Annotated in this window: 22 protein-coding genes and 1 other RNA gene; 2 read left to right on the plus strand and 21 right to left on the minus strand. The window is 30.2% G+C overall.

All coding sequences use genetic code 11. The annotated features are described in order from the left end of the window. Positions 1 to 77: 77 nt before the first annotated feature. The 8 genes from HMPREF3046_RS04035 to HMPREF3046_RS04070 all read right to left on the minus strand — a co-directional run bounded on the left by HMPREF3046_RS04035 (position 78) and on the right by HMPREF3046_RS04070 (position 8435). Positions 78 to 956: a 5'-3' exonuclease gene (locus HMPREF3046_RS04035; RefSeq protein WP_070716636.1), complete on the minus strand. Its 879-nt coding sequence runs from the start codon at positions 954 to 956 to the stop codon at positions 78 to 80. A 16-nt stretch (positions 957 to 972) separates the two neighbouring features. Further along, entirely contained in the window at positions 973 to 4416 is a 3444-nt protein-coding gene (locus tag HMPREF3046_RS04040) for a dynamin family protein (RefSeq protein WP_070716638.1), read from the minus strand. Positions 4417 to 4577: 161 nt separating this feature from the next. Then, positions 4578 to 5216: an SDR family oxidoreductase gene (locus HMPREF3046_RS04045; RefSeq protein WP_070716640.1), complete on the minus strand. Its 639-nt coding sequence runs from the start codon at positions 5214 to 5216 to the stop codon at positions 4578 to 4580. Positions 5217 to 5394: 178 nt separating this feature from the next. Further along, a complete protein-coding gene (locus HMPREF3046_RS04050) occupies positions 5395 to 6531 on the minus strand; it encodes a THUMP domain-containing class I SAM-dependent RNA methyltransferase (RefSeq protein ID WP_070716642.1) in 1137 nt (378 codons plus the stop codon). Positions 6532 to 6648: 117 nt separating this feature from the next. Further along, positions 6649 to 7035, minus strand: an RNA gene (rnpB, locus tag HMPREF3046_RS04055) — RNase P RNA component class B. Between the two features lie 136 nt (positions 7036 to 7171). Further along, positions 7172 to 7510, minus strand: a complete 339-nt coding sequence (gene gpsB / locus HMPREF3046_RS04060) for a cell division regulator GpsB (protein WP_002449866.1) — start codon at positions 7508 to 7510, stop codon at positions 7172 to 7174. An 11-nt stretch (positions 7511 to 7521) separates the two neighbouring features. Then, entirely contained in the window at positions 7522 to 8085 is a 564-nt protein-coding gene (locus tag HMPREF3046_RS04065; RefSeq protein WP_070716645.1) for an SLOG family protein, read from the minus strand. Beyond that, entirely contained in the window at positions 8082 to 8435 is a 354-nt protein-coding gene (locus HMPREF3046_RS04070; protein WP_070716647.1) for a DUF1798 family protein, read from the minus strand. Before HMPREF3046_RS04070 ends, HMPREF3046_RS04065 begins: the two co-directional genes overlap by 4 nt. Before the next feature lie 251 nt (positions 8436 to 8686). Here HMPREF3046_RS04070 and recU point away from each other — a divergent pair, with 251 nt between their 5' ends. Next, positions 8687 to 9313 carry a Holliday junction resolvase RecU gene (gene recU / locus HMPREF3046_RS04075; RefSeq protein WP_070716682.1) on the plus strand — a complete coding sequence of 209 codons (627 nt, stop codon included), beginning with the start codon at positions 8687 to 8689 and terminating at the stop codon, positions 9311 to 9313. Beyond that, on the plus strand, positions 9310 to 11661 hold the full coding sequence (locus tag HMPREF3046_RS04080) for a transglycosylase domain-containing protein (protein ID WP_070716649.1): 2352 nt from the start codon (positions 9310 to 9312) through the stop codon (positions 11659 to 11661). Before recU ends, HMPREF3046_RS04080 begins: the two co-directional genes overlap by 4 nt. Before the next feature lie 51 nt (positions 11662 to 11712). Here the strand turns inward: HMPREF3046_RS04080 and HMPREF3046_RS04085 are convergent, their stop codons facing one another. From HMPREF3046_RS04085 to HMPREF3046_RS04145, 13 genes are all read right to left on the minus strand, one after another. After that, on the minus strand, positions 11713 to 12048 hold the full coding sequence (locus HMPREF3046_RS04085) for a YpoC family protein (RefSeq protein WP_070716650.1): 336 nt from the start codon (positions 12046 to 12048) through the stop codon (positions 11713 to 11715). Next, positions 12041 to 12712 (minus strand): endonuclease III, encoded by a 672-nt coding sequence (nth, locus tag HMPREF3046_RS04090; RefSeq protein ID WP_070716652.1) that lies wholly within the window; start codon positions 12710 to 12712, stop codon positions 12041 to 12043. The genes HMPREF3046_RS04085 and nth overlap by 8 nt, the downstream gene beginning before the upstream one ends. Continuing rightward, the gene (locus tag HMPREF3046_RS04095) at positions 12702 to 13388 is read right to left on the minus strand and encodes a DnaD domain-containing protein (RefSeq protein ID WP_070716653.1); all 687 of its coding nucleotides are present in this window, start codon (positions 13386 to 13388) and stop codon (positions 12702 to 12704) included. The genes nth and HMPREF3046_RS04095 overlap by 11 nt, the downstream gene beginning before the upstream one ends. Before the next feature lie 98 nt (positions 13389 to 13486). Beyond that, entirely contained in the window at positions 13487 to 14779 is a 1293-nt protein-coding gene (gene asnS / locus HMPREF3046_RS04100; RefSeq protein ID WP_070672283.1) for an asparagine--tRNA ligase, read from the minus strand. A gap of 96 nt (positions 14780 to 14875) precedes the next feature. Then, positions 14876 to 17593 (minus strand): helicase C-terminal domain-containing protein, encoded by a 2718-nt coding sequence (locus HMPREF3046_RS04105; RefSeq protein ID WP_070716657.1) that lies wholly within the window; start codon positions 17591 to 17593, stop codon positions 14876 to 14878. A gap of 29 nt (positions 17594 to 17622) precedes the next feature. Further along, positions 17623 to 18594, minus strand: a complete 972-nt coding sequence (locus HMPREF3046_RS04110) for a biotin--[acetyl-CoA-carboxylase] ligase (RefSeq protein WP_070716659.1) — start codon at positions 18592 to 18594, stop codon at positions 17623 to 17625. Next, a complete protein-coding gene (locus tag HMPREF3046_RS04115; RefSeq protein ID WP_002449841.1) occupies positions 18581 to 19783 on the minus strand; it encodes a CCA tRNA nucleotidyltransferase in 1203 nt (400 codons plus the stop codon). Before HMPREF3046_RS04115 ends, HMPREF3046_RS04110 begins: the two co-directional genes overlap by 14 nt. Before the next feature lie 14 nt (positions 19784 to 19797). Beyond that, entirely contained in the window at positions 19798 to 20916 is a 1119-nt protein-coding gene (gene bshA, locus HMPREF3046_RS04120; RefSeq protein ID WP_070716661.1) for an N-acetyl-alpha-D-glucosaminyl L-malate synthase BshA, read from the minus strand. Positions 20917 to 20938: 22 nt separating this feature from the next. Then, positions 20939 to 21256, minus strand: coding sequence for a nucleotide pyrophosphohydrolase (locus HMPREF3046_RS04125; protein ID WP_002449913.1), 318 nt, complete (start codon positions 21254 to 21256; stop codon positions 20939 to 20941). Between the two features lie 201 nt (positions 21257 to 21457). Further along, positions 21458 to 22156: a zinc metallopeptidase gene (locus HMPREF3046_RS04130; protein WP_002449792.1), complete on the minus strand. Its 699-nt coding sequence runs from the start codon at positions 22154 to 22156 to the stop codon at positions 21458 to 21460. 27 nt (positions 22157 to 22183) lie between these two features. Then, positions 22184 to 22801 carry a DUF1405 domain-containing protein gene (locus HMPREF3046_RS04135; RefSeq protein ID WP_002449828.1) on the minus strand — a complete coding sequence of 206 codons (618 nt, stop codon included), beginning with the start codon at positions 22799 to 22801 and terminating at the stop codon, positions 22184 to 22186. A 25-nt stretch (positions 22802 to 22826) separates the two neighbouring features. Beyond that, entirely contained in the window at positions 22827 to 23366 is a 540-nt protein-coding gene (locus HMPREF3046_RS04140; protein WP_002449704.1) for a YpiB family protein, read from the minus strand. A 14-nt stretch (positions 23367 to 23380) separates the two neighbouring features. Further along, complete coding sequence (locus HMPREF3046_RS04145; protein WP_019835239.1) at positions 23381 to 24625, minus strand: tetratricopeptide repeat protein; 1245 nt, start codon at positions 24623 to 24625, stop codon at positions 23381 to 23383.

The following is a 24625-nucleotide window of genomic DNA, read 5'->3' on the forward strand; positions in this document are numbered from 1 at the left end:
CGAAAGTGTTTTTATATCATTCCCACTAATTGAGGTCAGTCCAAATTGCTTTATCTTCCTTTTTTATCTATTTCACATTAAAATTTTGAAGCAAGATATTTACTAGAGACATAAAGTTCGTGTTCATTACAAATTGAAAGAATATGATTCAATGAATGCGTATACTCCATTTCTTCATATAATGCAGTTGTATCGATGGGCACATCTGTATAAATTTCCGCTAATTGTTTGGACAGCATCAAAATTTCTTTATCAGTTGCAATTTTTTTCTGTTGACCAGGTGTAAGTGATTCGATATTGTCTAGTACGTTTTCAACGCTACCATAAGATTGTATTAATTTAATGGCGGTTTTTTCTCCAATACCTTTAACACCCGGATACCCATCTGCTGAATCTCCCATAAAAGCTTTAACATCAATAAGTTGAAGTGGATGTAATGCATACTCTTCATTAAAACGATTAAGAGTATAGCGATGATAAATATTAAAACCTTTTCTGATTAACCAGACCTCTACTTGTTCATTGATACATTGTAAAATATCTTTATCTCCAGTTACAATATGTACTTCATTATCTTTTGAATATGTTTTAGCGAGTGTTCCTATGACATCGTCTGCCTCATAATTTGCAACACCGATATTCACAAAACCAAATTGTTCTGAAATGTCTTTTACGTAGTCGAATTGAGGTATCAATTCATCTGGTGGCGCAGGTCTGTTTTGTTTATAAGAAGTATACATATCATTTCTAAAGGTCGCCTGCCCCATGTCCCAACATATCGCGACATGACTTGGTTTAATATCCTTAATTGCTGTAAAGATATGTCTAACAAAACCCTGAATCCCATTGGTTGGAATGCCTTTAGAATTATACATAAATTGATTGTGTAGACTTGTAGCATAAAAATGTCTAAATAAGAGTGCCATTCCATCTACAAGTAAGACACGTTGAGTCATATATTAATCCTTCTTTCTAATTTAAAAGTGGTTCCAATTGTTGATTTACTGTTTCTAATTGTTCAATGAGTGAATCATCGATATGCTTAGATAATAAGTCATTGATTTGTTCTAAAACATTATTATTTAACTGATTAAGTTCAATGTTCGCGTCGTGAGTTAAATTAGAAACATAATCATCTAAGTGTTGTTTTAATGCGTTTAGTGATGGTTGTAGCAGTTCTAGTGTATTTGAACAAATCATTTCTTGCAGTTCTCTTTGCGTATTTGCATTTAAAATTTTACGTTTAGACAACTGTTTAGGTAAAGCCGAAAGCATCTCTTCTAAGCTAATACGTAATAGTGCATCATCTGTAAACGGTGCTGTTATTTTAAAATGAGGTCGGATAAGCACATGAACTGAATTTAATTTTTGAATTGTTGGTGCTATTTGTTGATCTAATTGAGAATTAAAGTATATTTTTATTCTTTCGACTAATAAAGTTTGTTCTAAATATAATCGTTGATGAACTTGATCTAAGTACATTTTCGTAGCACGTTTCTTTTCATCATTAAAATCATGATGTTGTGTCATTTGACTATTATATACTTTTTTAACTTCATCTAATAATTGAAGCTGTAATCGTTTATTTAAATGATAAATTTGTTCTTCAACCTCATTTTTAGTATGTTGTTCACTTGTGTGAATAATTTGGTTAGTTAATGGTGTTTTATCTTTATAAGTTTCAAGTTGTTGTTGTCGCTCTAACATACGTGTTTGATTTGTTTTAAATTCATCGATGATTTGATTAAAGTTATCGCGCATTTGTTCAATTTGGTGAACCATTTGCTTCTCTAAAATCGCTTTCGATTCAGTTTCGACAAAATGATCAATACTTTCTTTTAATTTAAGAATGCCTTCATCCTTAGTCTCCAATGCACGTTTGCTTGATACACCGAATAATTCAGATGGCAGATTCACTTGAGATAGAGCATCTTTTACATACTGATTCACTGCTATTAAATCTTCATTAGTTTCAGCTAAATCGATCGCATTAATAATCATCTTAAATGTTTGTGCTTCATTTAATTGGTTAATATCTTTCATATGTTCAATAAATGCTTTGTCATTATCAGTAAATGAGTGATTAAAATAGCTCACATATAAAATTAAGTTTGAAGAAGTTAAGATTCGTTCAGTTTCATTTGTATGTCGTTGATTATTAGAATGTAACCCTAATGAATCAACAATAATTTTGTCTTTTAACCAATCCAGTGGAAGATGTATATGAACGGTTTTAACAAATGTAGCGTATTCATCTTCAGCACTCCATTGCTTAATTTCCCTTTGTGAAATAGTATGTGTTACGCCTTCTTTTAGCATATCTTGGTACATCGAAAGATGCTTCTCTACTGATGTTATAAAAGCCAGTTGGTTTTTTTCTAACTGTTGTTTTAAAGACTCAATATTACTATTCATAAATTCTTCTAAAGAGTTAAAAGAGACGTTTTGATATTCAAGCAATTGGTTTAATTCATTTAGTAATTGCGTATTTGTTTTCAAAGTAATTTGACTATCATGACCATATGAGATTTCAGTCGTAGCTGCCGTTGTTGGATTAGGTGAGCTTACGAGATAATGATCTCCAAGTAAAGCATTGATCAAGCTACTTTTTCCTGCACTAAATGTACCAAAGACACCTATTTTTACAATTTTATTATCTATACGTTGCAATGTTTCTTTGATGTCTTGCTTTGTTTTATTGAATAAAGGAACAGGCTCAATGATAGCCAGAGCTTTCTGAATATCAAAGTGATGAGTTGTCTTAGCCTTAGTTGATGTAATATCTTCGTCTAAATCATTTGTTGAAGATTTGGTTGATTGATTAGGTTCATAATGTATTGCTGTTCGATCAATTAATTTATCGAGTGAGTCATTCATATGAATATAATAATGTTTATAATTTTCAGTTGTTAATGACTGTTTTAAATTCTTGAACTCAAGATACTGTTCATATAAATGTGCATCATTATTATCTATGTTAGATAATTCAGTTGCTTCAGTATGTTCAATAATGTCTTTAAATAATGAATCTGATTGTTTTTCGATAGCGCGTGCAATTGCTTTTAAAACGTCATCACTAAATGTGAGCACATAGGTATTATTAATGCTTGTTTGTACTTGATATAAATTAGAAATTAAAGTAGGTTCAATTTGATAATGTTGATTTAAAATTCGTTGATTCACTTCAGAATGATGGATAAAGCGAGTTATAAAAGATAAATCTTCACGCATTGGTTGACGAATGTGTTGATTCACTTTTTCTTGTAAACGGTCTACAACAATTTGTAAACGTTTTGCTCTCTCTTCTTCTGTTTTCTTTTTCTTATTTAGAAGACCACCCACTTTGAAGTCTAAAGCCATGCTTTCAAGATAATAACGAATATCTTCTCGCATATCATGAGTCATAATATAAGCATTATCTAATATATTTTTACGTTTTTCTTTTAAGTACGTTAATAATTGAGAAGAATGATTTAATAATTGTGCTTCTTCACTTATAGCTTGATTCTTTTGAAATTGTTTATAGGATTCTTCAAATTCGGATTCATTGATATTTAAATCGTCAAGTATATTTTGCATGTGCTCTTGAATATATGAAAGCTGAGTATGATGTATAAATTCAATGATACGTGTTACAAAATCTTCAATAGGTTCACGTAGTTTGTCTTTTCTTACTAAAAATTCTGAGAATAAATGAAGTTGATTGTTTGGATGATCAAATTTACTAACATAAAATAGTTGAGCGACTTTAATATCCCAATCTTGTATAGATTGTTCTACTTTTTGTTTAAATGCATCAAAAGAAATTTCATTCTCATTATGCTTATCAATTTGATTGATAACAAAAATAATAGGTATGCCTACTTGATTCATGCGTTTCATAAATTGGAAATTGAGTGCAGACTGAACGTGATTATAATCAACTGTATACACAATCATATTACTTGTATATAAAAATTGTTCAGTAGTGGATTGGTGTGTAGAAACATTTGAATCTACTCCTGGAGTGTCTTGCAACGTAAAACCAAGATTAAATTTATTTGAAGGGAACTTTATTTCAATAGATTCCACATCAATATTTAATCGATTCATTATTTTTACATCATCATACGTTTTTAACTTAACATATTTTTGATATTCTAAATTAGCAATAATCTCTTCTTCTTTCGAAACAGAAACTATAGCCGTATTACTCGTCGTTGGTACAGGTGAACTAGGCAATATCTCTTGTTCTAATAATAAATTGATTAATGTTGATTTACCAGCTGAAAAATGTCCAACAAATGATAAAGTATATTGATTTAAATATACTTTTTTAATCACTTGATTTATTGTATGTACTAATGCTTCGTTATTCGATTTTTCTATTTCTTTTTTTAATTTGTATAATACATCTAATTGTTCATTATTTTGCATAATGCTATCCCCTTTATTTCACTCACTCTAAAATATAAAAAAATTAAGGTTATAAAACTAAAAAGAATTATAACCTCACTTTTAGGATGATAAAACTAAAATATCTTTAGCTGTGTTTATTAAATTTTATCATAAGAAATAATAAACTTATATAAAAAGAATTAGTTAAACCAAGCTGGTTTATCGCCATCAGTATTTGGTTTATTTACGCCAATGTTTTGTCTAGAATAAAGTTCAGGTTGTTTCGCTATACGTACTGCTAAATTGGCTACACTTCTTCTAGAAACTTCTGTTCCTTTAAAGGTATCGCCTTTTTGAGTAATTTCATAATCTGATTCATTTTTAAATGTTAACCAAGCAGGACGAATAATTGTATAATCTAAATCAGAAGCTTCAATTAAATCAGCTGCTTTACGATATTTAGTTAATTTTTCACCAAATTGTTCTTTGTTAAATGTATTGAATTTATCTGGTAATTCGTCATAAATACCAGGAGCCGCCACAAATATTAAACGTTTAACATTCTTTTTGCGCATGGCATCTATAATGGCTTGTGCTTCTCTATCTAGTGATCCTGATAAACTTGCAAAAACAATATCTACTTGATCTAATGCTTTTTCTAAATCTTCAACATTTTTAGCATCACCTTCAAAGACAGTGATACGATTAGATGCGTAATCAGGAATACGGTGGGCATTTCTTAAAAATAAATCAACGTTAAAACTAGAATTTTCTAAGAAAATTTTAGTTGCTTCAATTGATACTTTTCCGTTAGCCCCTACAATTAAAACTGTTTTCATAATTTACTCTCCTTACCATACTGTTTAAATGTGCTGTGTTTTTAACACGCTTACTAATAACTTTACAATAGTCATTATTATAGTGCTAATAAACACATAAATTTTAAATAAATATTATCCAATTTATTAAGAAAAATTTACAAAATTAATTATTTTCAAATAAATCTTCAAGTCAAATTTACTTATCAATATTAGGCTTTTTCCCCCAGTATTGATAATACGTACATTCGATATAACCATTAAAAAGTTTTCGACGTTTTGTTGCTTTACGATCAACAAAATACTCAAATTCTTTATTACTTGTAAGGATATACGTTGATAAATAAGGATGTTGTTTCATTAGTTTACCTACATATCGATACATTTCTTCAACTTCATCTCTATCTCCAATACGTTCGCCGTATGGTGGGTTACCAACTAACGCTACAGGCCCTTCTTGGTCGATAGTTAATGTATTAACATCCCTAACACTAAATTGAATAATATCACCTAGGCCTACTTCTTCAGCATTACGTTTAGCAATTTCAACCATTTCTGGATCTATATCAGACGCATACACTTGAATGTCTTTATCATAGTCAGCTTGTTGATCAGCTTCGTCACGCATGACGTCATAAATATTAGGAGGCATGATATTCCATTCCTCTGATACAAATTCTCTATTAAAACCTGGTGCAATATTTTGAGCGATTAAACATGCTTCAATAGCAATTGTTCCAGAACCACAGAATGGATCAATAAAAGGTGTATTACCCTTCCAATTTGCTAAACGTACTAAGCTAGCTGCTAGCGTTTCTTTAATAGGTGCTTCACCTTGTGCAATACGATACCCTCTACGATTTAGTCCTGAACCTGACGTATCAATGGTAAGTAGGACATTGTCTTTAAGAATGGCTACTTCAACAGGATATTTCGCACCACTTTCGTTTAACCACCCTTTTTCATTATAAGCTTTTTTAAGACGTTCAACGATAGCTTTTTTAGTAATAGCTTGACAATCAGGAACGCTATGAAGTGTAGATTTTACACTACGACCTTGGACAGGAAATTGCCCTTCTTTATCGATAATTGTTTCCCAAGGTAATGCTTTTGTTTTTTCAAAAAGTTCATCGAATGTTTTAGCATTGAAACGACCTACTACTATTTTTAATCGGTCAGCTGTACGTAGCCATAAGTTACATTTTACAACGGCATTAGCATCACCTTCAAAGAAAATGCGTCCATTTTCAACTTGAGTATCATAACCAAGTTCTTGTATTTCTTTAGCAACTACGGCTTCAAGACCCATTGGACACACTGCTAATAATTGATACATTATTCCATCTCCTTTGTCACATATCATATTAGTATATTAACAAATATTAAAATAATTATGTATACAAAATAAAAAAAGCTCTCCATAAAAAGGGAGAGCTAAACTAGTCTGTGATATCTCTATAAGCCATGTTCTGTACCATTGTACTCATAACGTACACTAGTTGTACTGGTACTTTGGTGGTAACCATCTGTCTACAAATCTTTACTATGCGAGTAAAGATGTCTCGTTTATACGTTGAATTCCGCTAAACAAGTGCTCCTACCAAATTTGGATTGCTCACTCGAGGGGTTTACCGCGTTCCACCTTTTATATTTCTATAAAAGCTACGTCACTGTGGCACTTTCAAACTATTTTAACCATATCAATTAATGACTTAGGTTATTTCATTGCCGTCAAATTAATGCCTTGACTTATTGTTTCATCAAGCACGAACACTACAATCATCTCAGATTGTGTGAGCATGGACTTTCCTCTATATTTCTATAGCGATTACCCAAAATATCACTTTTGTGAGTATAACATAATTTTAAAATATTTAATAGAACTTTAAATAGATAAATAAATAGCTATCAAAATCCAACATAATAGCAATCAAACATGCTTCGTAACAAGCTTATATCTTTAAGATACCAATGTATTATTTGCCAAAAACAGCTTTTTCAAGATTAGAAATTCTTTTTAAAATATCTACGTTGTTATTTGCTGATTTCGAATTGCTTGAAGCAAATGACTTATTATCAGAAGGACGTGAAGTTGCAACTCTGATTCTCAATTCTTCAACTTCTTTTTTTAGTTTATTATTTTCTTCAGATAGTCTGACTACTTCATTATTCATATCAGCCATTTTCTGATAATCAGTAATGATATCATCTAAAAAAGCATCGACTTCTTCACGACGATAACCGCGAGCCATCGTTTTTTCAAAGTCTTTTTCATAGATATCTTTTGCTGAAAGCTTTAAAGAAACATCTGCCATTAATTTCCACCTCATTCAAAACTTTGGTTTTGTTGCCATTGCAAATCGTTAATAAAGTCAGTAAGTTCATCAAATGTCACAATATCACAATTATAAGTCGTTTTTTCCATAAAATCAACTAACATTCTCTTAAAATATTTTGAACTTCCTTCTTGTTCATCATCATAAATTAATAACGTCACATCTGTATGATCTAATATAAATTGGTCTGTTTGTTTAAATTGAAATGGTCCTTGATATTCAGAATGAAATACACTATCTAGAAATTGTGCATTACTAGCAATAGATTCATACTTTGCTATATTGTGTTCATTCCACTTGGAGGTATGACCATAAAATGGTGTGATAATACCTAACTTTAATTCAGGATACGTGTCTTGTAATTTTAATACTACTTCAGCAGCCCACAATTCAATACCAATTTGTCCTTGAATGAGTACCCATTCTAGCCCTTCGTCAATATACTGTAATAATTTATGTTCTATAAATTGTTTAAGATAATCCACTTCTTTCATATCATCTTTAAATATATTTAACTCAAATGATTTATATCCAGTCACATATACTGTTTTCAATCCATTGATCCCTCTTTATCTTTTATATGTTTAAACAAATTGGTAAGATCATAATTAGCGGATTTCAATTTTTCATTAAATAACTTTTTACTTGTTTTATTGTAATGACACTCTACAGATAATTCCTTAATATGTTTAACTAAAATTTCTAATTTTTCCTTATTCATATAAGGAAATTGAATTAGTTCATCATGATAATGAGATAATTCTTCAGTTAAACCATCAATTTTTTTTACATAAGGAACAACATCTCGATGAAATTGCTTCTTTGACTGTGTCAATTTTATTTCATTATAGCTTGACGCCATGTACTGTAGTTCTTTAAGTAGTTCATTAATTAATGTGTACACAACAATACCTCCTATATTATTATAATTAATTTAGAGTATGATTTAGATATAAATTTTGCATTATTACAAATTTTTAAACATATTGTTTTCACTGTTAAAGCACGTTAAAATAGAATAGATAATTAATGAATAAATTTAATTATGTGTAGTATAATATAAATATTATGCTCATTTCATTATTATCGTATTATAGTTTAATATTATTCTCTTAGACATTGAAAGTGTAATATTAAATTTGTGTGGTGAGTATGATAAATTATCCAAATGGAAAACCATTTAAACTAAATCCTACTAAGGTTGGAAGTAATCAAAGTGAAGCTTCTAGTAACATTAAATATGGTGGACGAGGTATGACTCTCGAAAAAGATATTGAACAATCTAACAATTATTATTTTAAGCAAGGTGTGGCTGTTATACATAAGAAACCTACTCCTATTCAAATAGTAAATGTTCATTATCCTAAAAGAAGTAAAGCTGTAATTAATGAAGCATACTTTCGTACGCCTTCTACAACTGATTATAATGGCGTCTATCGAGGCTATTATATTGATTTTGAAGCGAAAGAAACGAAAAATAAAACGTCTTTCCCTTTAAATAATATCCATGATCATCAAGTAGAACATATGAAAAGTTGTTTTATGCAAAAAGGACTCGTCTTTTTACTGATTAGATTTAAAGTGCTTGATGAGGTATATCTACTACCTTTTTCGAAGTTTGAACCTTTTTGGGAAAGATATAAAAAGGAAATAAAAAAATCAATAACAGTTGAAGAAATCAAAAAAAATAGTTACTATATTCCTTATCAGTATCAACCTAGATTGAATTATCTCAAGGCTGTTGATAAGTTGATATTAGATGAAAGTGAGGACCGCGTATGACGGAAAATAAAGGATCTTCCCAACCAAATAAAGGCAAAAATGGGAAATCCAAATCAAAAAAGAAGAAGAATGTAAAAAGAACGATTATTAAGATTATAGGCTTTTTATTCATTGCCTTTATCGTGTTACTTCTACTCGGTATACTTCTATTTGCATACTATGCTTGGAAAGCTCCAGCATTTAATGAGTCTAAATTACAGGATCCAAAGCCTGCTGAAATTTATGATAAAAACGGTGACTTGGTTAAGAAATTAGACAATGGTGCACGTAGAGAACATGTTGATTTGAAAGATGTTCCAAAAAATATGAAAAATGCCGTGTTAGCAACTGAGGATAATCGTTTCTATGAACATGGTGCTTTAGACTATAAACGTTTATTTGGTGCTATTGGTAAGAACTTGACTGGCGGTTTTGGTTCCCAAGGGGCATCTACTTTAACACAACAAGTAGTTAAGCGTTCGTTCCTTTCAGAAAAGAAATCTATTGGACGTAAAGCGCAAGAAGCTTATCTATCTTACCGTTTAGAACAAGAGTACAGTAAAGATGATATTTTCCAAATGTACTTAAATAAAATTTATTACTCAGACGGTGTATATGGCGTTAGAGCTGCAGCTAAATATTACTTTAATAAAAATTTAAATCAACTTAATTTAGCTGAAGAAGCCTATCTAGCTGGGTTACCACAAGTTCCTAATCTTTATAACATTTATGATAACCCGAAAGAAGCTGAAAATCGTAAAGAAACTGTTTTATACTTAATGCACTACCATCATAGAATCTCTGATAAACAGTGGAAAGAAGCTAAAGCTACTTCATTAGAAGATAATTTAGTAAAACGTACAACAAAAGAACGTCAAATATCTAATAACGATTCTGATACTGAGTATGATTCTTACGTTAATTTTGTTAAAGCTGAATTAATAGGTAATAAACACTTTAAAAATAAAAATTATAGTGATTTAATGCAAAGTGGTATTAAGATTTATACGAATATGGATAAAGATATTCAAAAAACGCTTCAAGATCGCATTGATAATGGTAATTACTATAAAAATGATGACCAACAAGTAGGCTCAACCATTCTTGATAGTAAAACTGGAGGTATTGTAGCCATTTCCGGTGGACGAAATTATAGAGATGTCGTTGATCGTAATGCTGCTACAGATACTCACTTGACTGGTTCATCACTTAAACCATTCTTATCATACGGTCCAGCAATTGAAAATATGCAATGGGCTACAAACCACGCAATGCAAGATGAATCAAGTTATTCCATTGATGGTGGTACATTCCGTAACTATGATGGGCAAGGTCATGGTACAGTATCTGCATATGATGCATTAAGACAAAGTTTTAATATTCCTGCTTTAAAAGCTTGGCAGCAAGTATCATCAAGTGCAGGTAAAAATGCTCCAAAAGATTTTGCGTCTAAAGTTGGTTTAGATTATGAAATTGATTTAGGGCCATCTGAAATTTTAGGTGGCGGTGCTTCTGAATTCTCACCTACTCAATTAGCATCAGCATTCGCATCAATAGCTAATGGTGGTACTTACAATAATGCACATTCAATTCGCAAAGTTGTAACATCTGATGATGAAACTATCGAATTTGATCACACAAGTCATAAAGCGATGGAAGATTATACTGCTTACATGCTTGCAGAAATGTTAACTGGTACATTTAAACCATATGGTTCTGCTTATGGTCATGGTGTTGCTGGCGTTAATATGGGCGCTAAAACAGGTACAAGTACTTATGGTACAGAAGTTAATAATCAATATAACTTACCTGACAATGCAGGCAAAGATATCTGGATGAATGGTTTCACACCTAAATATACAATGTCAATATGGATGGGCTTCAGCCAAATTAAACAAGGCGGTGAAAATTCATTCTTAGGACATTCTGAACAAGAATATGCACAATATCTATATAAAGATGTGATGTCAGATATTACTTCAAGTAATGACGGTGACTTCAAAAAACCTGACTCAGTTACTGGTTCAGGTGCAAGTACACTATCTGTTAAAGATCATCCAGATAATAATACAACGTCAGGAAGTAAATATGATAACAAGTCTACTAGTAGTTCAGATAGTAGCTCAAGCAATTCTACTTCTACCAGTGATAATAGCTCAAATACTACATCAACAACGAACGGTAATTCTACAACGAATACAGGTAATACAACTGGTAACTCAGCAAATAATTCAACTACGAATAACAGCGCTAACAATAGTACCACATCAACTCAACAAAATAGTAATAATGATAATACAAATAACAATAATAGTTTATCTAACATATTTAAAGCAAATGCGATTTTTAATTTTAGAAAAGCATCGTAATAGCTTTAAAAGCGACATAGTCTTTTATAAGGCTATGTCGTTTTTTTCGTATTAATTATTATTTTGACTTTTTCTTCTAATTTGATATGAAGCGTTCATTTTAATAAGTTCATTTTTTAATGTTTTCATTTGACTATATCCCATAAAATGGTATTTTCTTTTTAACATATATTGATATCGTTCTAAAAAATTCATAGGAACAACGGGATATTGGTCTAAATGATTTAAGTTAATAGATTCTATTTCATTAATTTGTCTAAAGAACAAAAGAATCAGTTCAAAGTAATCATCGATATATTGTTTTGCTAAATCAGAATTTAGTTGTCTTTTCTTAGCATAGACATCAAGTTCATTTTCTAGCGATTCAAATTGTGATTTATTAATCATTTGATCCGACTTCCTTTTTCATTGCTTTCATGCGTTTTTGCCCTTCTCTACAATCCTCAAGTAATGGACAAATATCACATTTTGGTTTTCGAGCAATACAATGATAACGTCCAAAAAAGATAAGTTGATGATGACTTTTACTCCATCTTTCTTTTGGAATAATATCACACAAACGTTCTTCTACTTGTTTAACATTATCTTTCCACTTATTAATACCTAGACGCTTTGAAACACGTTCAACGTGTGTGTCTACTGCCAAAGAAGGTTCATCAAAAGCGACACTCATAACAACGTTCGCTGTTTTTCGTCCGACTCCAGCTAAGCTTTCTAAATCTTTATGTGTATGAGGAACTTGTCCACCGTACTGGTCAAGTAAAGATTGGCATAATTTTTTAATATTTTTTGCTTTATTACGATATAAACCTATTGATTTTATATCATTCTGCAATTCTTCTATATCTACTTTTAAATAATCTTCAGGTGTTTTATATTTTTTAAAAAGTGAACGTGTAACTTTATTAACTAAATTATCTGTACATTGCGCAGATAATAATACAGCTATTGTTAATTCAAACGGATTATCATGTTTTAATTCACATTCTGCATCAGGAAACATATCTGCAATAACGTCAATCATTTCTAATGCTTTTTTCTTACTTACCATCTAGATTCTCTCCATTTAACCAGTCAAATTTAGGTATATGTTTTACAGTATGAGTTAATTTAGGTTTGTTGAATTTTTCTCTCATTTTGTTAGATTCTTCTAAAGTTGTTACATTGTTTTTCTTCCAATTTAATAAGATACGATCAACATATTTAAAGCTTAATTTATCATGACTATATGCTTCATCTAATGCAGCACGTATTAAAGTGTAATCATGTTGATCTACATCAATCCATTGGTTGAGCGTTTCGATTTCATATGGTGATAATGGTCTCGAAAACAACTGCTCAATATATTGAAATAAATCTTTAAAGTTTTGTTGCGTTTGATGATGTTTAGTTTCATTTTTTTCTTGAGTTAAAATATCACTTAATTTTTCGTAAAAACGGTTTAAATTCATATATTCAGTAAATTTTCCTTCCTCATCTTTACTTACATGCAGTGCAAGTAAATCACGCTGAATTAAATTTTGAATAATTGATGTTATTTCTCTTGGCTCCATATTTGAACCTTTTTGTAAAAATTCTATTGAGGGTTGTTTATTAGAAACTTCAGCGGCATAAATCAACTTAATCAAAATGATTAAATCTTTTTCATCTAAACCGAATTCATTGTAATGATCGAAAAGTTCCCTTCTAACTACGACAGGACGAGTTTTAAGTTGATGTGTGTCCATGATACCCCTCTCTTTCCTATTTTAAAAAGTGGGAGTGAGACATGAATAACATCATTTAGTCTCACTCCCCATGTATGATTTATAAAACGTGATATTTTTTATGGATATAAACGATTTAATAAACGTGGGAATGGTGATGTTTCTCTCACGTGTTCAACGCCTGAAATCCATGCAACTGTACGTTCTAAACCTAAACCAAAACCACTGTGTGGCACACTACCATAACGACGTAAGTCTAAATAGTAGTTATAACTTTCTGTATCAAGTTGATGTTCATCGATACGTTGTTCTAATAATTCTAAATCATTGATACGTTCAGAACCACCAATAATTTCACCATAACCTTCTGGTGCAATTAAATCTGCACATAAAACTGTGTCTTCGTTGTCAGGGTTTGGCTGCATATAGAATGGTTTAATTTTAGTTGGATAGTTTGTAATAAATACTGGTAAATCATAATGATTGGCTATAGCTGTTTCATGTGGCGCACCAAAGTCTTCACCCCATTCAATGTCATCAAATCCTTCTTCTTTTAAGAACTTGATAGCATCATCATAAGAGATGCGTGGGAATGGCGCAGATACTTTTTCTAATTTACTCGTATCTCTATCTAGCGCTTTTAATTCTAATTTACAATGTTCTAATACAGATTTTACGATATGAGATACATATTGTTCTTGAACTTGTAAACTTTCTTCGTGATTTGTGAATGCCATTTCAGGTTCAATCATCCAGAACTCAATTAAATGACGTCTTGTTTTAGATTTTTCAGCTCTAAATGTTGGTCCAAATGAGAAGACACGTCCATGTGCCATAGCTGCAGCTTCCATATATAATTGACCACTTTGAGATAAAAATGCATCTTGATCAAAGTATTTAGTATGGAATAATTCACTAGTACCTTCTGGTGCACTTGCAGTTAAGATAGGCGGATCAATTTTAGTAAAGCCATTTTCATTAAAAAATTCATATGTTGCTCTAATGATTTCATTTCTAATTTTCATTACTGCATGTTGCTTTTTAGATCTTAACCATAAGTGACGATGATCCATTAAGAATTCTGTACCATGGTTTTTAGGTGTAATTGGATAATCGTGAGCTTCATGAATGACTTCAATTGATTTTACTTGCATTTCATAGCCTAAATCAGAACGATTATCTTCTGTAATCGTACCTATGACATATAGTGATGATTCTTGTGTAATGTCTTTAGCAAGTTTAAATGTTTCTTCATCGACTTCTGATTTAACGACAACGCCTTGCATAAATCCACTACCATCACGTAATTGTAAAAATGCAATTTTACCGCTTGAACGTTTATTTGTTAACCAAGCGCCAATTGTGACTTCTTGATTAATGTATTGTTTTGCTTGTTTAATTGTTGTTTTCATAATCAAACTCCTACTTTATTTTCTTTTTATACAATACTTATTTATTTTATCAAAATAGAAAGTGAACTTCTAGCACCTGAATAGTGTTCTCATTATTTAAAATAAACTATTTTTTCTATTTTTCAGTTTACTTGCCTGCATGCGGTAAAGTAATTTATTAAATTGTTGAATATCCCCTTTTTTTTGAGAATAAGATTCTAACGATTGTTCAAAAAAATGCTTATAGTTACTATTTGTTAAACGATCATCAAAGGAAACAATGAGTCCCTTATCGTCTTCGTTACGAATCAATCTACCTAGACCTTGTCTAAAACGCGTTACAGCATCAGGTAAGACATAATCTTTAAATGTAGATTCAAATTCTGAATCCATTAGCCAATGCTTTGTATTATATTTATTCATGAATGGTAATTTAGCAATCATCACACATTTAATGCCATTAGATTGATAGTCAAATCCTTCAAAAAATGTTGATGTACCTAACAAAATAGCTTTATCAAAGTGATTAAATTGTTGAACGATTTTATAGTTTTGATTTTGTTGTTGGGTCAAAATAACATAATCGTCAAATATTGGTAATTCATTTAATAGCTCTTGTACCATATGCATCATTCGATAACTGGTGAAAAGTACGAGACATTTAGATTGTGTTATAGTTACGTACTCTTGAATATAGTCTACAATAGACGCTACATAATCCTCTGTATTTTTAAAATCATAAGAAACAACATCACTTGGAATATAAATATTTGTTGATTTATGATTTTGAAGTGATGACTGTACTTCATAAGTATTAAATTCTACATCTTCTTTAAACCAGTTTTTAAATGCCTCAAACGAATGGTTAAATGTAAGTGTGCCTGAAATAAATGTTAATGATTTAAATTTCTCGAGCACTTGCTTTGTTAAAATATCCCGTACTTCATAATCTTTTACAATTAGACGTATGGTCGATTTTTGATTCAAATTTTTGATAGATATGAAGGCAGTATGATTTTGTTTTAAACTTTGTTCTATATGTCTGTAATTATCGTTAATGTAAAGTAATTGCTTACGTATAGATTTGATTGTTTTATGGTTAATACCATTAAAAAATTCTAAAGTTTTATTGATTTTGTCTACAATTGCATGTAAATCTTTTAGCATACGTGTAGAATCAAAGTCGAATACATAATGATATCGATGTACATCATCATCATGTACATCTGAGTGTTGAACAATATCGAAAATATGATTAAATAGGGTTTCATTTAGTTCGTGTAAATCAGAAATATTAGATTTTAAACCAAACACGTCAATAGGTGAAATATCTAATCGTTCCAAAATACGTTGTTGCTCTAAATGATCTACTAATTTAAGAAGCTTTTCATTTTCATTTTTCCCTATTAAACCTAACTGATATTTGATATCAGAATAGTTTAATTCATTGGTCACTTGATTAAGAGCATAATCAGGTAAACGATGTGCTTCATCAATGATACAATCATCAAATAACTGATAGATTGAATTCTCTTGATCTGAATGAATAAGATGCGCATGATTAGTAATACCAATTTGAATATTTTGAGCATTACGTTTTATATAATTATAGTAATGAATATCGTGTCTTACTGGAACATAAGTTTCTAATTTTTGGTCAAAATACATTTTCTGACCACCTTTTAAATTTAACTCTTGTATATCTCCAGTATTTGTTTCTAATATCCATATAAGTAATTGCATTTTTAAAATATTCACTTCATAGTTAGCTGTATCATCTTTTAAAATTTGACTTATCAATCCTAGTGAAATATAGTCTGTTTTACTTTTAATAAGTGCAGCATTAATTTTGAAATCTAGCGCGCGATTAATACTAGGAATATCTTTTTGAAGTAATTGATGTTGAAGTAATTTCGTGTTTGTTGAAATCATTACATGTCTGCCTGTTTCAATGTTATACATCAATGCAGCTAATAAGTATGCTAATGATTTACCACTTCCTAAAGGTGCTTCAATAAGTGCCTTATCATTATGCATTAACTGCTCTAAAATAATTTCTGACAAATAGAGTTGTTGTGGGCGATAAGTAAGTTCAAGTGCTGTTGTAACTTCTAGATATAAATCTTTTAATGAACCTTTAAATTCAATTTGTGGCACTTTTAAGTCTTGTTGTTTTTTATAGATAATCTGTTCAAATTGAGCATACTGATAATCTATATCATGATTATGATGTTGTCTGACCATTTCAAATAAAATGTTAAATAAATCATATTTTAAATGCTTACTTAAATAATATAATTGTTTTAAGGTATCTATAGGTAATGACTCAAACTTTTTAAAAGCTTTAATCATTAAATAGGCCGTTGTTGTTGCATCCTCATCTGCTCGATGTGCATTTGTCAGAGGTATATGATGAGCATTTGCTAATTCACTTAATTGGTAACTTTTTTCAGTAGGAAATGCAATTTTAAATAATTCTAGGGTATCAAGCACCTTTTTAGGTTTAAAATGAATATTACTTTTTTCAAATGCTTTTTTAATGAAATTCAAATCAAAGTCAACATTGTGGGCTACAAATATACAATCTTTGAGTTGTTCATATATATCATCAGCAATTTCATGAAAATACGGTGCTTGTTCTAGCATAGTTTCTTCGATAGAAGTCAAAGCTTGGATAAATGGTGGGATTTCCAAATCAGTACGAATCATTGAATGATAAGTTCCTGATATTTTATTATCACGTACAAATGTAATACCAATTTGTATAATTTCATCATGTTCAAGTTGGTTTCCGGTTGTTTCTAAATCTACTACCGCAAAACTTGTATATGCCATATCTATCTCTCCTAATTCTATCCGTATGCTTATATATCTATATCTGCGCTTATAAGTCGTCTCGTCTGATTATCTTCATCTTTGACAATTAAAAAGCCGTCATTATTAATATCAATAGCTTCACCTATAAATTGTTCTCCATTTTCAGTAAATGTTAACTTACGATGCCAAATATTAGATGTACGAATGTATTCATCTCTAATCGTTTCAAATGAAGAGTTAAGAAATTGATGGTAACGCTTTTCAATTTCCTCAATTAAACGTTTCAAAAATTGATATCGATTGATTTCTTCTGAATGGTGCAAGCGAATGCTTGTAGCACGATGACGTATCATATCAGAAAAATCTTCTTCTTGATGGTTTAAATTAATACCAATACCACATATTATGGCCTCAACTGCATCAGCATTTGCTACCATTTCTGTTAAAAATCCACATACTTTTTTATCATTAATATAAATATCATTTGGCCATTTAATCTCTACTTTGTCTCTAGAAAATGCTTGGATAGTATCTCTAATTCCTAAAGCTATAAAAAGATTAAATTTTGGAATCATTGCAAATGAGACATTAGGTCTTAAAACAACAGACATCCATAACCCTTTTCCTTTTGAAGAAGACCAATTACGATTGAAACGACCACGACCTTTTGTTTGTTCATCACTTAAAATTAACATGGTATGCTGATTATCAACAAGACCTTGTTTAGCAATAGTTTGAGTAGATGCAACACTATCATATACTTCAATTTTGGATACTAAATGATTAGACTCTAGTACTTTATTGATAATGCCTCTATACCAACGATTTGGCGATGCATTAAGCTTATGTCCTTTATGATTAATTGAGTCAATATCACATCCATCTGCTTTTAATTGATCAATCACTTTTTTTACAGCAGCTCTCGATATATTAAGCTGATTTGCAATGTATTGACCAGAAATATATTCTGATTGATGCTCATATAACATTTTAACGACATCTTGACTATATTTTGACATTTTCATTCACCCATTTCAAAATTTCTTCTTTGTTATTTTTGATTTTATCAGTAACTATCGCACATTCTATTTCTCTCAATACATTTTTTAACCAAGGGCCACCATTTTTATTAAAATGTGCAAGTAAATCTTTTCCATTCACATCCATTTCTTTACGTTCATGTAATTGAAGGTGTTGAACGACTTGTTTAATAGAAAGAGAATTGATAATAAGTTCTGAAGCGGTAGGAATTTGATTATTTTGAAGTACAGAATAAATATTTAAAACCTTTAAGATATAATAGTCACTATAATCATAAACAAATAATTTCAAAGCATCTTTAGTAGTAATTTGAGGTAATGTTTCAATGATAGCAATATATGTATGTATATCTGATTTTTCTTTATTACTAATTTTTAATTGCTTTAAAGAAGGAAGATTATTATTTTTTATAAGTAAGATGGCTAACCATTGTTCAAATTCAAGAGGTTCATTGATGTAAACACATGTCATATCTAATTCATTAAAAAATGGAATATAATTAAAAATTTTTAAAGATAATAAATTATGATAACTCTGTTTAACATTACTTCCTAAGATTAATTTTTTAAATTCTACAACAATTCGCTCGATTGATAAATATTTAACGTCCGAACAAGTTAATTGCATTGCTTCAAAGGTTTCAGTATGAATATCAAATGTAAGTTGTGACTGAAATCTAAGGCCACGAATAATTCTTAATGCATCTTCTTTAAATCGTTCACTTGGATTCCCTACCGTACGTATCAATTTTGATTGTATATCCTTTTGACCACCAAAGTAATCAAATATTTTATAATTTTTATCCATAGCAATAGCATTGATAGTGAAATCTCTACGTTGTACATCTTCATAGAGATTTCTCACAAAATTAACTTCACTTGGACGACGGTGATCTAAATAATCACCTTCTGATCTAAATGTTGTCACTTCGTAATTTTCATTGTTGAAAACAACATTGATTGTGCCATGCTCTTTTCCAATTGGAATAGTGTGTTCAAATATATCTTCAATTTCGTCTGGCATCGCACTTGTAGTGATATCAATATCATGAATTGTACGATGCATAATGTAATCTCTGACTGCCCCGCCTACAAAATAAGCTTCGAAATGATGTTTTTCTATTTGATTTAGAATTGGCAAAGCTGTTTCAAATAATTCATTACCCATATTAATCCTCTTTTTTAATTCAACATTTTTTTATAGTAATATTCATATTGATCGACGATAAGTTCAGAACTAAATCGTTGTTTAATATCTTTAAGCATATTACTTTGTAATTTTTGATAAAGTTGCTCATCTGTTAATAATTTTAGTGCATAATGACTTGCTTGTTCACTATCTCCTACATCTACAATATAACCTGTTTCACCATGTTTGATGACTTCTTTGATACCACCAGCATTTGAACCTATAGGTACGACTCCTGTAGTCATTGCCTCTAATAGTGTAAGGCCAAAACTTTCTTTTTCACTTAACAGCAAAACTAAATCAGCCATTTGATAGAATTTACTAACTTGATCTTGTTTACCTAAAAATAATACATCATATTCGATATGTAATGACCTTGCTATTTTACGCATATCTAAAAGTTCTGGACCATCACCTAATAAGATCAACTTGCTTGGTATATGTTTATGAACTTTAGCGAAAGTTTCTAAAATAGTGTCAATACGTTTGACTTTTCTAAAGTTTGATACATGTATAAGAACTTTTTCCTCAGGCTTTATATCGTAAAGCGCTTTATATTGATTTTCATGTTGTGTAGGAAATTCTTTTTCTCGAACAAAATTATAAATAGGAATAATCTCTTTATCTGTTTCAATAATTGACTGTGTTTGTTTAGCTAATGAATGACTGACACTAGTCACGAGGTCACTTTGTTCAATGCCAAATTTAATAGCGCCTTTAAGTGAATGATCATAGCCTAACACTGTGATATCAGTACCATGTAATGTTGTCATAATTTTTATATCTTTTCCAGACATTTGACGTGCTAAAATACCACATACAGCGTGTGGTACAGCATAATGCATATGCAAGATATCTAAATCATATTCTTTAATAACTTCAGATATTTTTGTGCTCAATGTAATATCATATGGTGGATATTGAAATACTGCATATTGATTTACTTCGACTTGATGGATAGTAATATTAGGCAAAGGCTTACGAATTCTAAAAGGAATATTTGACGTAATAAAGTGAACTTCATGTCCCCTTTCTGCCATTTTTATACCTAATTCAGTTGCTATGATACCTGAGCCACCCATTGACGGATAACATGTAATACCTATTTTCATAAAATAACCCCCTTTCTATCCATTATTTACGTTCAAATCGATTTTTATCTCTAGTATTAAATTTATCCATTGTATCATTAAAACTTTCTGTCATATCAATACCAAGTGAATTAGCAATGCAAAGTAAAACAAATAAATTATCTCCTAATTCAGCTTTAACAGAGTTTTCTTCTTCCGTTGGTTTCTTTTGCTTTTCACCGTAATAATGATTGATTTCTCTTGCAAGTTCGCCCACTTCTTCTGTTAGACGGGCTAAATTAGCTAATGGAGAAAAATAACCCGCTTTAAATTGACTAATATAGTCATCTACTTCTTTTTGCATTTGATTTAAAGATTTCATCATCATTCTCCTTTTTTCCGTTTCTTTCTAAGTATATCTCAAATTAGTTGTTAATGCATTTTATCAATTCTATTCTATGAGATATAAAAAAAGAGCGAAACAGAATTCATTTTTGAATTCATATTTCGCTCGATATAACTCCTTGAAAATCTTAAATGTTGTTACACAAGATTTAAGATTAAGTTAGTTTATAAAGGTAGTTTAGTTATCACTTGCACGTGCCAGTAAAATAATTCTAACAAGTTCGGCTACAGCTGTAGCTGTTGCTGCTACATAAGTCATAGCTGCTGCTGATAATACCTTTCTCGCATGTTTATATTCTTTTTCATTCACAATATTAAGTGCAGTAATTTGTTTCATCGCTCTTGAGCTTGCATCAAATTCAACTGGTAATGTCACGATTGAGAATAAAACTGCTAATGACATTAACCCAGCACCAATCCATAATGCAGTTGAGCCAAAAGCACTACCTAATGCTGTTAAAAAGATACCAGCCATAATAATGATATAGCTTAATGAACTACCAATATTTGCTAAAGGTACTAAAGCAGTTCTAAAACGTAAAAACGCATAACCTTGTTGGTGTTGAATAGCGTGTCCAACTTCGTGTGCCGCAATAGCTGTACCAGCTACTGAAGGACGATCAAAGTTTGCAGGAGATAAACAAACTACTTTCTTATTTGGATCATAGTGGTCTGTTAAAAAGCCTTCGCCCTTAACTACATCTACATCGTAAATTCCATTAGCATGAAGAATTTCTTCTGCTACTTCACGACCCGTCTTACCACTTGTTGATCTTACCTGTGAATATTTTTCATAATTTGATTTTACTTTGTGTTGAGCCCACATTGGAATGAGCATAATAATGACGATATATATAATATAAGACACTATAGACAATCAATTTCACTCTCCTTTAATCATATTCTACTGACTATCGAATTTTTTATCAAATAATTTAACCTTTATTAATTTATTAAAACTATAATAAAGGATAAGTGACATAATACTTAGCCATAGCGCGATAAAAGCAACTAAATGAACGTGTTGCTGTATAAAATCATAATAAGGATATTTCTTTAATATATAATCTACATAATCATTGTTAAATATCCATATCATAGAAATAAACAAACTGAGTATAGAAATTTTGAATCGTGGATAAAAATAGATACTTTCAAGTACCATAATTCCATGACTAATAATTAAAAGTACATTCATAATAGTTATATCGTTATTATTAACCATCATTATCAAATTCATAATGACAGCCCATAAACCATATTTAAATAATGTTACAAATGCTAGTCCTTCAATAATACTATTTTGTTTATTTAAAATAATTAAACAAATTGATATACATAACAATAGCGATGCAATAGGACTATCTGGTACAAAAATTAGATAATGCCATTGTGTCTTAAGTAATTGATCACCATACCATATAAAACCATAAATGGTGCCTAAAACATTACATATAAGCAATATTACGAGTATGGAACGTTGATATAATGATAATTCCCATAGTTGTCTTAAAGTAGGCATAAGTTATAATTCCTTTAATTTTGATCTATGAGTGATGAGTTAATACACTCAAAATTTGTGATAATTGATAAAAACGTTGTTGATCTTTCATTTGTAAACTTACATCGATATGATGTTCTAATTGTTCGATTAGTGAATACTTTTTATTTAGATCAAGACTTAAGTGATATATATTATTAAGATATGCAAGATATTGATCAGAATATATTAATTGTTGAATTATAAGCTCATTTAATCGCCCATCTTGCTTATCGTTGTATTCAAAGTGAATGAATATATCAATACAAATATCTTTAGAAGCTATATAATTGAATATTTCATTTGTATTAATTAATGTTTGATCGTCTTTTGTTAATTTAATCGCAGAGAAATTGGAGTGTTTTAGGCCAATTTCAAGGGTTATATGACTTTTAATTTTCTTATTTACAAAATGACTACAATTTAATTTTGGCGGTGAGGCTTTTAAATAATTTAATAGCCACACACTAATTCTGGACTTAAAATGATAATGAAACAAAGCATATTCAATATAGCTTTGTTTCATTTTAACTAATGTGTCATTCAATTTTAACACCCACTCTAGTCATTCAATCTGCTCAATTCTTCATTCCAAGTTTCATTAGTTGGATCGATAATTAATAATTCGTTAAGTAATACTTTAGCTTTATCTTTTTGGCCAATTTCAATTAAATAGAAATAATAATCGCTTAAGAATAGACTCTGAGATTTTAATGTTGGATAAGCCAATTCATAGAAATGTTGGGCTTCAGTATCTCTTTCTTCTTCCCCATATGCATGTGCTAAATGCCACATAAAGACAGGGTCAAGATCTTCTTCATCTACATAAGATAGAAGTGAAATGATGGCTTCATAGTCTTCTTCTTGACGGAATAAATCACTTAAGATAAGTAAAGGTTCATGGTAACCATTATCTACTTCAAGTGCTTTTTTAAGAAGTTCTACCCCCTCATTCGCATCTCCATGTTCAATTTCTAAACTACCGGTAGAAACCATGAGTTCTTTATAAAATTGATTAAGACGTAACCCTTCTTTACCTGTTTCAATCGCATCTGGATAATTTTTTTCATTTTCATATAAAGATTGTAAATAAAAGTAACCTTGAATAAAGTCTGGGTCTTTAGAAAGAAGTGTAGTCATAATTTTTATAGCTTCTTGAGTTAGATCATTTTTTTCATATGCGATGGCTTTTTTGAAAAAGTCATCAGAGATCATTTCATCTTCACTAATCTCATCAAATAACTGTATAGCATCACTATAATTGCCACTTTGTAACGCACAATCAGCCATTCTTGAAAATAAATTAATTCCATTTATTTCATATTCGCCTGTATCTAAAACAACTTCATATTCTCGTGTAGCACGAAGGTATTGTCCATCAAAATAAAGTAATTCTGCTAAAGCAAAATGAATAATTGGGTCATTAGGTTCTAATTCACGCGCTTCAGTTAACTTATCAATAGCAACTTCAGTCATATTGATTTGTTGATATAAGTCGGCTTCTAACATTAACTTTTCAGGTGATAATTCAACTTGATTTAAATATTCTAATGCTTCGTCTGTTTGATTTTCAGACATAAGGCCTTCGATAAAATAAATTAATAGTTCACTTTCATCTGGATACTTATGATATAACGTTCTAAACACTTCAAGACCTTGAGGTGTTAATCCAAAGTTATATAATGTTTCTCCTAAAATAAATAAAGCATCATCATTATTGGACGTTAATGCTTCATTAACACGTGTATCTAAATGATCTAATTTTTGAAGATTGATATCGTCTATTAATTTATAGATATCTTCCAT

The organism is Staphylococcus sp. HMSC070D05 (assembly GCF_001815595.1).
Classification (GTDB): domain Bacteria; phylum Bacillota; class Bacilli; order Staphylococcales; family Staphylococcaceae; genus Staphylococcus; species Staphylococcus hominis.